Genomic DNA, 13,059 nt, shown 5'->3' with positions numbered 1-13,059 from the left:
CCTCTTTTTGTTTTATTAACAGATATTTAATTCTTTATATTTATTTTCATTGCTAAGGCTTTCTGATCTGCGATATCTTATGAAAATAAGAACAGCCAGGTCTTCAAGAGTAAAATTTTTTCAATTTGATATGATCAATAATTCGAATCATTATGTGTTTATATGCTTGTTAGGGGCATTGGTAAGTTGTAATAAACCATCTCCCGGTCCGCCTGCATTTGAGTTGTTGCCTTCTGAAGAAACAGGGATTGATTTTGTCAATAGGAGTGGGGAGACTGAGGCCATCAATATTTTCACTTATGAATACCTGTATAATGGAGGTGGTGTGGCTGTTGGAGATGTCAATAATGATGGACTAACTGATATATACTTCAGTTCTAACAACCAGTCTAACAGATTATACCTGAACGAGGGCAATTTCAAATTTCGGGATATTACAAATACCGCAGGGGTAGCCAGTAAGATCGGATGGAAAACAGGTGTTTCTATGGTAGATATTAATGGAGATGGCTGGTTGGATATTTACGTTTGCAGATCGGCTGATTCTGATGCTAAAAACAGAGAGAACTTGCTTTATATGAATAATGGTGATCTGACCTTTACCGAAAGGTCGAAACAATTGATGATCAATGATGATTCCTATTCTACACATGCGGCTTTTTTTGATTATGACCGTGATGGGGATTTGGATATTTTCTCGTTAAACCATGCGCTAATCGAACTCTCCAATTCTCAAAGCATGTTTTTTGTGAATAAAACTGTGAGAACGCCTCATGTAGGTAACAGGTTTTTAAGAAACGACAATGGTTTCTTTACTGAGATAGCAGATGAAATAGGTATTTATGGCCCCTCATCTAATTACGGTTTAGGCATCGTTGTTTCCGATATAAATAATGACGGATGGCCTGATCTCTATGTAAGTAACGATTATAAAGACAACGACAAACTGTACATCAATGATCAGAATGGCAAATTTCTTGACCGTTCATATGAGATGCTCTCCCATATGTCCAATTTTTCTATGGGCGCTGATATTACTGACCTGAATAATGATGGGCACATGGATATTTTTAGTCTGGATATGCTGCCCGAAGACAACAAACGTCAAAAACAGCTTTTTGGACCTGACAACTTTGAGTTATTCGAGCAACAGGTGAAGACAGGCTATCACTACCAGTATATGCGCAATATGCTACACTTAAATAATGGAAATAACACGTTTTCTGAGGTAGGGCAGCTTACCGGTATTTCTAATACCGACTGGAGTTGGGCGGCATTATTTGCGGATTTAAATAATGATGGTTTGGAGGATTTGTTTGTTACCAATGGCTATAAGAGAGACTATACTAACAATGATTTTCTAAATTATAAGGCGGATCAACAGATGAAACGTTCAATGGCGGGTAGTGATGCGGACCCTTATTTGGAAATGCTGAAAAAGATGCCTTCTAATAAACTCCATAATTATGTATACCAATACCAGGGAAACCTTCAGTTTAAAAACGTTACATCCGAATGGGGCTTCAATGCTGAAACATTGTCCAATGGAGCCGCTTGGGCGGACTTAGATGCAGATGGTGACCTGGATATGATCATAAATAATATTGATCAACCGGTCAGTATTTATAGAAATAACCTGGTGCTTGATGAATCCTCTCACTACCTAAAAGTGTCCTTAAAAGGAGAAAAGAAGAACACATATGGGCTGGGGGCAAAAGTCACAGTTTTTGTAAATGGAGTTATGCAGAAAAAAGAGCTTAATCCATACCGGGGATTTCAATCATCCGTCGAGCCAATTCTTCATTTTGGGTTAGGTGTCCATGCTCAGATAGACTCTTTAATGGTACAGTGGATAAGTGGAAAAACGGAAGTAGTATATAACGTAGAGGCAAACCAGTGGCTGGTATTGGAAGAGCAAAATGCTACATCCACTGAATACATTATACCTGGTACAAAAACATTCTTCACAGAGGTTAGTCCAAAGGATTCAATAATACATGTGGAAAATGATTTTAATGACTTCAAGGTTCAACCACTCTTACCTAAGGCCTATTCAACGCAGGGGCCTGCAGTAGCCTATGGAGACGTTGATGGCGATGGAATTAAAGACATTTTTGTTGGAGGTAGTAAAGGGTACGCCGGAAAGATCTTTCGTCAAAAAGAGGATGGAGGTCATACTATAAGTGAAATAAACAGTGAAGATATAGATGCTGTTTTTCTGGATGCTGATGGGGATGGGGATAACGATCTTTTCGTAGCCAGCGGGGGATATGAGTTTTTAAGAGACTCCATCCATTTGGCAGACAGATTATATATCAATAAATCGGGGGAATGGGTTCTGTCAGAGACGTTTCCCAGGCAATTATTGAATTCTTCATGCGTAACAGTACTTGATATCGATGGAGATAAAAATATGGATCTGTTTGTAGGAGGAGGTGTAGTTCCAGGGGCTTATCCCTTGTATCATCCATCATGTCTTTACAAAAATGATGGTAATGGTATTTTCAAAGACATGACTTCTAATGCATTACCACTAAAAGGTAACCTTGGTCTTATTTCAGATGCTGTTTCTATCGACATCAACAGGGATGGGGCTGTTGATTTAATGCTTGTAGGCGATTGGATCGGCATTAAGGTATTGATCAATGAAAGCGGACGATTTGTTGATAAGAGTGATGTTTACATCGAATCGGATTTGAGTGGATGGTGGAATAAGATCCATGCATTTGATTTTGAACAGGACGGGGACATGGATTTTGTAGTGGGTAATTTTGGCTTAAACTCTCAGCTCAAACCTACTCTGCAAGAACCTGTTACTCTTTACTATGATGATTACGATAAAAATGGCTCAATAGATCCATTGCTTAACTATTACATTCAAGGTGAAAAGTGGCCTTATGCCTCGTTAGATGAGCTTTCGAGACAAGTGGTAACCTTCAAAAAGAGGTTTCAAACATATGAGTCTTATGCAGAAGCGAACATAGAAAAAATACTAACTGCTGAAGAATTATCAGGTTCAACAGTTTTAAAGGCATCCGAATTCAGGTCTTTATTCCTGGAAAATATAAATGGGAAATTGATTGTCAAGCCGTTACCTGTTGAAGCACAAATTGCACCGGTATATGCTGTTCAGTCCATGGACGTCAACGGCGACAACATTCAAGACCTTATATTGGGTGGAAACCTTAGCAAATCCAAAGTGAGAACAGGAAAGTATACAGGTAATAATGGAATGCTCTTAATAGGACAGAAAGGAGGGAGTTTTGAATATGTTCCTCAATATCAATCAGGTTTCAATGTATCCGGTGATGTAAGAGAAGTAATAAAAACTGCCGATGGCTTGCTCTTTATCGTCAACAACAGTAATGCCAAACAGTACGTACGAACCACTGACTTAATTGACCTGCCGTAAGTTCAGTATTTGATACGCCCGTTAAGGCCTGTAAAAGAACTATTTTAAGATTATAAATACATAAATCAGCTTTAAATTGCAAAATGAAAAAACGCACAAGAATTGTTTTGCTTATTATAGTGCTTTTGGGTGCTATTCCTATATTTTGGATTTTTCAGGATAGCGAGGATACCACAAAAAAACCGCCAACCATTGATGCTTTAGCCCAGGGATATTGTGGCTCTTGTCACTTAAAACCGGAACCGGGCTCTATTCCTACATATTACTGGCGGGATTATGTTCTTCCTAAAATGGGTGAATTTCTAGGTACAAACGGACCTTTATTCAATCCGTATTCAGGTTTGGACCCGGTGGAAGCTAACATATTAAAAAGTGCGAATATTTTTCCAACTCAACCTCTTATTGATTCGGCACACTGGGCTGATATTGTGGATTACTACCTTAAAAATTCTCCGGACTCTATTCAATCAGACTTGAGCCGGAATGACCGAAGTGAAAAGTTAGAACTTTTTCAGGCTACCAAATATAGTATAGCAACCCGTTCAGCGACTTCTATGGTTACCGGTATTAAGTACGATAGCTTATCCGGAGAGCTGTGGATAGGGGATGGGTTCAATAAAGTACACATCTGGAAAAAAGATACAGGCCTTATACGCGCATTTTCAACGAAAAGTCCAGTGATTGACTTTGATTTTACGGGCGAGTGGAAGGCCATGACCGAAATAGGTATTTTGTTTCCGTCGGATAAGTCGGAGGGTTTTATGACCTCACCTATTAACAAAGATTCTTTGAGAGTGATCATTCCTAATCTTCAGCGACCGGTATATACGGATTTTCACGACTTTAATGGAGATGGTACAGATGAAATAATCGTTTGTAATTTTGGGAATTATACGGGTAGCTTTAACATTTATTCCCTTTCGGAGACAAAGTACACTTCAATTTTTGAGTTAAGTCAACCGGGAGCTATTAAGGCTTCTATTCGGGATATGAATAAAGATGGAAAAGATGATATTGTCGTATTATTTGCACAGAGCGATGAGAGCGTCTACATTTTGTACCAGACTGATGACTTGCAATTCCGTACTGAAAGAGTACTCCGATTTCCTCCGCAATATGGTTCTTCCGATCTGGCGGTAATAGACTTTAATAAGGATGGCTACTATGATATTATAACAGTGCAGGGTGATAATGCCGATTATTCTTATTTTACAAAACCCTATCACGGACTAAGAATATTCTTGAATGACCAAAAAAATAACTTTTCTGAGGCGCATTTTACACCTATTTACGGCGCTACACGGTTGCAAACGGATGACTTTGATGGAGACGGAGACTATGATTTTGCGGTTTTATCCACTTTTCCGGATTTTGAAAACCTGGCACATGAGAACTTTGTTTACCTTGAGAATAACAGTAGCGAAGAAAAATATAGTTTTATAATTAGGACGCCTACGTTAGAGACACTTACGCATGCTATAACATTAGAAAAAGCAGATTTGGATCAAGACGGAGATAAAGATCTTATTATTGGGGCATTCAATGCATCACCTGTGCCTGTGCCTTCGTTTGTGCGTACTTCTTGGAATAAGCCGGGAACGGAGATATTGATTTTGGAAAACCAGCTATTTCAATCTGAAAATTAGTATTTGATAGTTCTTCTTGAGTAGAGTATTCTTCCATCATCACTCGCAGAATGAACATTCATTAAATACAACCCTGTGGGAAGCTTGTTAAGAGATTCCTTAGAAATAGTAATGGTGTTATTTTCGGTAGGAGTTTGTGGTAAGAATAGTTTTAAAACAGTTTTACCTTTTGTATTGATAAAATCAATTTTCAATGCACCATAATCCTCCATTTTGTTTAAAATGACGGAGAGCTCATTTTCGAATGGGTTTGGATAGATGAAAATGTCCTTTTTAGTGGATTCAGGGATTTCCTGATCAAGATTACATTCAATGCTCTTTCTGCGAGGGGGCTTTAGTGAAGTCAAACGAACTTCTTCATACATACCCATTTTAGAGGTATCACTATAAACACCTGGTAGTGTTCGGAACTTATCATGTATTAATACGGAGTCCTGTTCGCATTCTTTTTCAATCACGGTATAGAAGGCATAATACAAATTGTCCTTCTCTTTTATGGATATCAGTTTATCAGCTTCCAGTGAACGGTAGGTCTCTGTGTATCCACCCGGCCATTGAACTTCCAAACTGTCGATAATAGTAGCAGAACCTAGTCCAAAATGAAGGATAGAGGAGTTGTGAGATAAATAACTGGAGCCTCCATCCACCTCTCGGATCAAAACCCTATCTTCTAAAAATAGCCTGACCAGGCTTCCATAAGCATTCCTGTTACTTTCTGAACCTTCAAGCTGTACTTTAGACCAGTGACCGGTATCAATGTTTTCGTTCTGAAAAATAGAATTATGAATGGAATTACGATCTTTTGCTGAAACAGTTACTACCGCTAGGTCCAATAAGCCGTCATTATTCAGGTCGCCGGTAGCTACTCCCCGGCTTCTGGAGGCATCAGAGACCCCCTGATCATCAGAAACGTTGGAGAATTTTCCGCTCTTCCTTTGATAGAGTACATTTTTTTGTGGGATATCAGCGCCAAACATATCTCCATTGGCAACATAAAGATCCAGAAAGCTATCATTGTCGTAATCAAAAAAAACCGCACCCCAGCTTACCCCATTGGTAGATTCAACAGATTCGATCGAAGATTGATCCGTAAATCCTGTGGCATGGGTAAAGTCGTTGTTGAGCAAGACATTTTCGGCGAGATGTGTGACATAGTAATCGAGGTCCTGGTCCTCATCATAATCTCCTATAGCTATACCCATGGAATTAATAGCTACGTCAGCGCCCATTTCAACCGGAGTTTTTTCAAACGTATTTTCTGTAGGGTTGTTTAAGTATAATGCGTTAGGCAAAAAACGCTTTCCATGGTCATTACCAACGTAAATGTCAGGATATCCATCACCATTGACATCTGTAAAACTTACCGCCAGCGTTGATCCTTCATCCGCCACGTTAAATGATTCTGCTTCATCAGTAAAGGAGCCACCGTTATTGATATAAAGTGTATTAGGTATTGTTTTGGAGATTGACTCATCCCTAAACTTGTCCGTATCATAATCTGCAAAATTTCCGACATAAATATCCAGATCACCATCCATATCGATATCGCCCATAGATGCTGAAGTACTCCATACATTTCTCTTAGAACTCTTGAGCCGTCCGGACACATCAATGAATCGTTCTCCCTGATAATTGATCAGGAGAATATTTCCGTAACCTTTATGTGTGGTTACAAGAATATCATCATATCCATCATTGTCTATATCTCCTACAGCTACTCCATGTGTAAAAGCGATTTTTAAAAGGTCAGAATCTAATTTATCACTTACGTCAATAAATAATCCGGACCCATCATTTTCGTATAGCCTGTCTTCTTTCAACCCTCCGGTAAGGTAGAGGTCTTCAAAACCATCATTATTAAAGTCAAATATAGCTATGCCACCGGTAATCAGGTTGGGGTCATGTTGAAAGTGAATGACACCGATGCTCTTACTGACTTCTTTAAAGGATTGTGCAATACAGCATGATGTAAGAGAACACATTACCAGAATGACCGGTAAGATCATGAATGCTTTAGCTATACCAGCGTTTGACAACGTCAGCTTCATATTAAAATAGAATTTACACTTTGTACAGTATCATTTAAATATAGGCAAATTACCGATTTGTTTGCACGAAAATAAGTGTTTATTTGCGCTTTAATGAGCTTTTCATTGATAAACAATTAAATTTATGCATGAATTTCTTCGGATTTCCGAGATATTTTGCGTTTTTTGCCGGATGTGTATAAGCTGAATTCATGGTGGAAAAGGAAAAGTGGCGTGTGATACCAATGAAAAGAGTGAATCAAAAGGCTTATTAAAGTCCTCTTTAACCATCGGAAAGATTTAATCGGAACAAGTAGAATGAATGTATGGTGTAAAACACATCTGGTCAATAAGAAACTAATTGAACAAGAAAATGTTGGCACCATTAAGGAGCTACTTCGAAAGACCGAACCATGTCACATTAATGTTGCCGGGGCTCTTCATGATACCGGAAAACGAAGAGAAATTGTCTTTACGTTATTTGCAATGTTCATGGAGGTTTTAAAGACATGCCTATTAGTATTTTTCTTAAAGAAAATCTGCGCTTTATTCAGATATCAATGGCAGAAAGACAATTCATTGAAAGGTAGTAATCTGAGGTATGAAAGGATGAAATCCTTCATGCTATATGCTTGTTAGAAATGGGTAAAACGAAAATAGATAGAAGGAAATTTGTAAAACTAGGTGCTCTTGCGGCTTCTGTGTCATTATCACCTCGATTAACAATGGCTCGAATTGAGCCACTAAAACAATGGCCAATCATGATGTCTACCTGGGATCATGGAATGACAGCCAATACTGTTGGTTTTGAACTTCTAAAAAAAGGCAGCCCGGCGTTAGACGCGGTGGAAAAAGGTGTGATGGAAGTGGAGTCTGACCCAAACGTGAGAACGGTGGGCATAGGTGGCTATCCGGACCGTGAAGGTAAGGTTACCCTGGATGCCTGTATAATGGATGGAGATGGGGCATGTGGTGCAGTAGCTTTTCTGCAGGGGATCAAAAACCCCATTTCAGTGGCACGAAAGGTGATGCAAGATACCCCTCACATTATGCTGGTAGGAAATGGAGCAAAACAATTTGCCCTTCAGAATGGATTCAAGGAAGAAGAATTACTAACAGACGCTTCAAAAAATGATTATAAAGAATGGTTAAAGACTTCGAACTATAAACCTCTTATTAATATAGAGAACCACGATACCATAAGTACATTGGCGATTGATGAAAAAGGTAAAATGGCGGGAGCTTGTACCACCAGTGGCGCGGCCTGGAAAATGCACGGGCGTGTAGGAGATTCCCCGATAATAGGTGCAGGTCTGTTCATAGATGGAGAGGTAGGTGGGGCTTGTGCAACAGGCTTAGGTGAGGAAGTAATCAGAACAGCAGGAAGTGCCATGGTAGTAGAAATGATGCGTAATGGTAAAACGCCACAGGAGGCCTGTAAAGCAATTGTACAGCGGATCATAGATCGACAGAAAAACCCACATGATGTTCAGGTGGGCTTCATGGCCATGGACATGAATGGGCAAACAGGTGCTTACAGCGTTCAAAAAGGGTTTACGTATGCTGTTAAAAATGATACAATAGAAGAGCTGACGGAAGCTCGCTATCAAATCAAATAGCATGCTCGAAAGAATCAATCAGGTAAACGGCGAGATTGCATTAAGTAAATCTCAAAACGTAAGTGTGAACAAGGTCTTGCTACACGAGGGATGGCATTTCAGACAGGAAGGCAGTGAGGAATGGCTTGAAGCACAGGTGCCGGGTTGTAATTTTATTGATTTATTGAGCAACCGGAAGATCAACGATCCTTTTTTTGGTGATAATGAAGCTCATTTACAATGGATAGAAGAAAAAAACTGGGAATACAAGTGCGTCTTTAAACTAGAGGAGGATTTTCCGGACTCGACTGAGATAGAATTAGTTTTTGAAGGCCTTGACACCTATAGCGAAGTTTTCCTGAATGGCCATAAAGTCGTAGAATCGAACAATATGTTCATTGAATATCGTACGCTATGCAAAGAGCATTTGAGGCGTGGGGACAACGAACTGTTCATTAAATTCCGGTCCCCTATTCTTGAAACACAGGGACTTCAAAAAAGACTGGGTACAGTTTATCCGGCGGAAAATGATAAGTCAGACCATAAACTAAGTGTATTTACACGTAAAGCGCCTTACCACTATGGCTGGGATTGGGGACCAAAGTTTGTCACTTCAGGCATTTGGAAATCCGTGTACTTACAACCTGTCAATAAGGCCAAGATCTCAAACGTTCACATTACCCAGGCGTGGCAGAGTGATACACAGGTAAAGTTGAGTTTTGAGCTTGAAATATTCGCCTTTGAACAAATTAACGGTGAGTTGTTCATTGATTCTGACCAGGTATCGAAAAAAGTCTCATTGGAGCGTACCTTTGAAGCAGGTATGAATCGGGTCAGCCTTTCCCTTACCCTGTCGAACCCGGAGCGTTGGTGGCCTAATGGCTTAGGGAAAGCTTATTTATACAATTTTGCCATCCGTCTGATGATAGATAATTCACTCATCAGTAAGGCACATCAACGTATAGGTTTACGGACCATAGAAGTGATCAATGAACCGGATAATTACGGAGAGTCTTTTTATATAAAAGTGAATGGTCATCCTGTATTTATGAAGGGCGCAAATTACATTCCATCTGATAGTTTTCTTCCCAACGTAAGCAAAAGAAAGTATGATCAACTGTTTGATGATATAAAACAATCCAATATGAACATGATCCGTGTTTGGGGAGGAGGGATTTATGAAGATGATTATTTTTATGAGTTGGCCGATGAATATGGAATATTGATCTGGCAGGATTTCATGTTCGCCTGTACTTTATATCCGGGAACAGATGAATTCATTGATAATGTTAAAAATGAAGCGACAAATACAATAAAAAGATTACGGAATCATGCCTGCTTAGCCCTTTGGTGTGGTAACAATGAAATTGAAATGGGCATTGAGTTTTGGGAATGGAAAGATAAATTCGGCTATTCTGACAAACAATACGAAGGGTTGAAAGCAGATTACCAGTTCCTGTTCCATACGGTGCTCCCTCAATTAGTTACTACATTAGATACCAACCGTTTTTACTTCTCATCGAGCCCTATTGGTTTTTGGGAGATCGCATCTGACGACCGTAAAGGAGATAATCACTATTGGGGCGTATGGCATGGGGAAGAAGACTTTGATAGCTACAAAAAGAGAGTTCCCCGATTCATGAGCGAATACGGCTTTCAGTCTTTCCCATTACAACAGTCTGTGAATAAGTTCATCGCAAAAGAGGATCAGCGCATAGACTCGGCAGCGATGAAAATGCATCAAAAACATCCGCGTGGGAATCGTATTATTAATGAAACCATTCTCAAATATTATAAAGCCCCTCAAAACTTTGAAAGCTTTTTATATTTGAGCCAGCTGGTTCAGGCCGAGGGGCTGAAAATTGCGTTCGAAGCGCATCGAAATGCCAAACCATTTTGTATGGGGTCACTGTACTGGCAGTTAAACGATTGTTGGCCGGTAGCTTCTTGGTCAGGGATGGACTACTATGGTAAATGGAAGGCACTTCATTACCAGGTTAAAAGGTCATTTTCCACTTTCCTGGTAACTGGTGAAATGGAAAATGAGCGTGCATCTTTTTTTGTTATAAGCGATAGTTTGACAGAACAGGCCGCCTTACTAAAATTAGTTTGGAAGGGGATAAACGGACAGACTATCAGTGAAAAACAACTTGAACTGAACATTGCTCCTAATGTATCTGAGTTGACTTTAAATGAAGATGTAGGCACATTGTCCAGTGAGCCGTTTTGTTGTGTCATGACGTTGGAAGTGGGGGGTGAGCAGGTAAGTAGAAACATACTTTATACAAAAAAAATAGGAGATGTTGAACTTCCCAAACCGGACATCAGCTGCAAGCTGTGGGAAACAGACGGAGTTGTATCGTTAAAATTAATGTCGTCTACCTTTGTGAAAAACCTTTATGTAGAGATAGATGGAATAGAAGGGAATTTCTCTGATAACTTCTTTGATCTTATCCCTTATGAAAACACGACGATTCAGTACAAGCTAAGAAAAGGTGATAAACTGGGAGAACTCTCCTTTTTATCTGTATATGATACTTATAACAAATGCCAATGACGCTAGGAGGTTTAGACATAATTATCATATTTATATACCTCGGGTTAACGGTTTTTATAGGTTTTTTAATTTCCAGGAGAGCTTCCAAAAATATTAGCTCCTACTTTTTAGGAGGAAAAACGATCCCCTGGTGGGTGTTGGGAGTATCCAATGCCTCTGGTATGTTTGACATCACCGGTACCATGTGGTTAGTATCGATGTGTTTCGTTTATGGTCTGAAAAGTGCCTGGCTTCCCTGGATCTGGCCTACATTTAATCAGATATTTTTAATGGTTTACTTGTCAGCCTGGCTTCGCCGGTCAGATGTAATGACCGGAGCAGAATGGTTAAAAACACGTTTTGGAACCGGCAGAGGCGCTACACTTTCACACCAGGTAGTGGTGATCTTTGCTATTGTCAGCGCCATAGGGTTTATCTCTTACGCTTTTAAAGGAATAGGGAAATTTGCCTATACATTTTTGCCCTGGGAACTATCTCCCGATACCTATGCACTGATCATTATTGGTATTACCACACTTTATGTTATTAAAGGGGGGATGTACAGCGTGGTTTTTACAGAGTTGTTACAATTCTGTATTATGACCATAGCTTCCATTGCTGTTGGCATCATAGCGATCTACGCGGTAAGCCCAGAAGCCTTAAATAAAGCGATCCCGGAAGGCTGGAAAGATGTTTTTTTCGGCTGGACGCTTAACATGGATTGGTCAGGAATAATAGATACGGTCAATAACAAAATTGAAAAAGATGGATTTACTTTGTTCGGTTTCTTTTTCATGATGATGCTTTTCAAAGGCGTTCTTTCCAGCATGGCGGGCCCTGTACCTAACTATGATATGCAACGGATATTGGCTGCCAGATCTCCTCGTGAAGCGGCGAAAATGAGTGGTATTGTTTCGCTCGTTATGTTTTTCCCAAGATACATGCTAGTGGCAGGACTCACAATACTTGCATTGGTTTTCTTAGGGCCTGAAATACATAGTAAAAATGAGATTTTCGACTTTGAACTGATATTGCCTTATGCAATACAAAATTTTATTCCTGCAGGGCTTACGGGTTTATTGATTGCCGGATTGCTGGCGGCATTTATGTCGACTTATGCCGCTACGGTAAATGCAGCCCCGGCTTATTTTGTTAATGACATCTATAAAAAATATATCAACCCTCATGCCAGTGACAAACGTTATGTGAATTTAAGCTACCTGGTATCGTTTATTTTAGTAGCTGTCGGTATTGTATTTGGCTTTTTTGTAACCTCCATCAACGACATAATGCAATGGTTGTTTGGCGCATTATTCGGAGGGTATACTGCTTCCAACCTGCTCAAATGGCACTGGTGGCGTTTTAATGGGTACGGTTATTTTTGGGGTATGATCTCCGGGTTACTGGGTTCGCTGATCATGCCGTTACTTTTTCCTGAACTTCAACCATTATATGCATTTCCATATATTCTGCTAATGGCTACGGTAGGCTCCTTTTTAGGAACGTTACTCACACCGCCGGATGACGAAACTGTTCTTAAATCATTTTACAAAAAGGTCAGGCCCTGGGGAGTATGGGGTCCTATCAAAGACAAGGTGAAGCAGGATGACCCATCATTTGAGGAAAACAAAGATATGGGAAGGGACATCTACAACATTTTAACAGGTACCATTTGGCAGCTGAGCCTGGTAGTTATTCCTATTTATTTAGTTATACAGGAATATTTTTATATGTCGATCGCTACAGGTGTAATGCTTTTGTGTTCGGTTTCATTAAAAGTATTTTGGCTCGATAAACTGAAAGATTAACAGACACACTTACATACCAAGAAAAGCTAAAA

General features: G+C 39.7%; 6 protein-coding genes. 5 read left to right on the top strand and 1 reads right to left on the bottom strand.

Going from position 1 to position 13,059, the window contains the following annotated elements; all coding sequences use genetic code 11:
- Positions 1–79 precede the first annotated feature (79 nt).
- Positions 80–3,412 (top strand): VCBS repeat-containing protein, encoded by a 3,333-nt coding sequence (locus FNH22_RS20975; protein WP_143400408.1) that lies wholly within the window; start codon positions 80–82, stop codon positions 3,410–3,412.
- An 83-nt stretch (positions 3,413–3,495) separates the two neighbouring features.
- A complete protein-coding gene (locus FNH22_RS20970) occupies positions 3,496–5,058 on the top strand; it encodes a VCBS repeat-containing protein (RefSeq protein WP_143400407.1) in 1,563 nt (520 codons plus the stop codon).
- Here the strand turns inward: FNH22_RS20970 and FNH22_RS20965 are convergent.
- Positions 5,055–7,106: an FG-GAP-like repeat-containing protein gene (locus FNH22_RS20965; protein WP_143400406.1), complete on the bottom strand. Its 2,052-nt coding sequence runs from the start codon at positions 7,104–7,106 to the stop codon at positions 5,055–5,057. The genes FNH22_RS20970 and FNH22_RS20965 overlap by 4 nt on opposite strands.
- A gap of 704 nt (positions 7,107–7,810) precedes the next feature.
- Between FNH22_RS20965 and FNH22_RS20960 the strand changes: the two genes are divergently transcribed.
- Genes FNH22_RS20960 through FNH22_RS20950 form a run of 3 tightly spaced genes read left to right on the top strand, consistent with a single transcriptional unit; the run spans position 7,811 to position 13,027 of the window.
- Positions 7,811–8,704 (top strand): N(4)-(beta-N-acetylglucosaminyl)-L-asparaginase, encoded by an 894-nt coding sequence (locus FNH22_RS20960; RefSeq protein WP_143400405.1) that lies wholly within the window; start codon positions 7,811–7,813, stop codon positions 8,702–8,704.
- 1 nt (position 8,705) lies between these two features.
- Positions 8,706–11,240 carry a glycoside hydrolase family 2 protein gene (locus FNH22_RS20955; RefSeq protein ID WP_143400404.1) on the top strand — a complete coding sequence of 845 codons (2,535 nt, stop codon included), beginning with the start codon at positions 8,706–8,708 and terminating at the stop codon, positions 11,238–11,240.
- Positions 11,237–13,027, top strand: coding sequence for a sodium:solute symporter family protein (locus tag FNH22_RS20950; RefSeq protein WP_143400403.1), 1,791 nt, complete (start codon positions 11,237–11,239; stop codon positions 13,025–13,027). Before FNH22_RS20955 ends, FNH22_RS20950 begins: the two co-directional genes overlap by 4 nt.
- The last annotated feature ends 32 nt before the right edge of the window (positions 13,028–13,059 follow it).

Origin of the sequence: Fulvivirga sp. M361 (genome assembly GCF_007097395.1) — a bacterium.
Classification (GTDB): Bacteria; Bacteroidota; Bacteroidia; order Cytophagales; family Cyclobacteriaceae; genus Fulvivirga.
The sequence above is the reverse complement of the archived record's forward strand: the minus strand, read 5'-3'. Positions and strand labels throughout refer to the sequence as shown.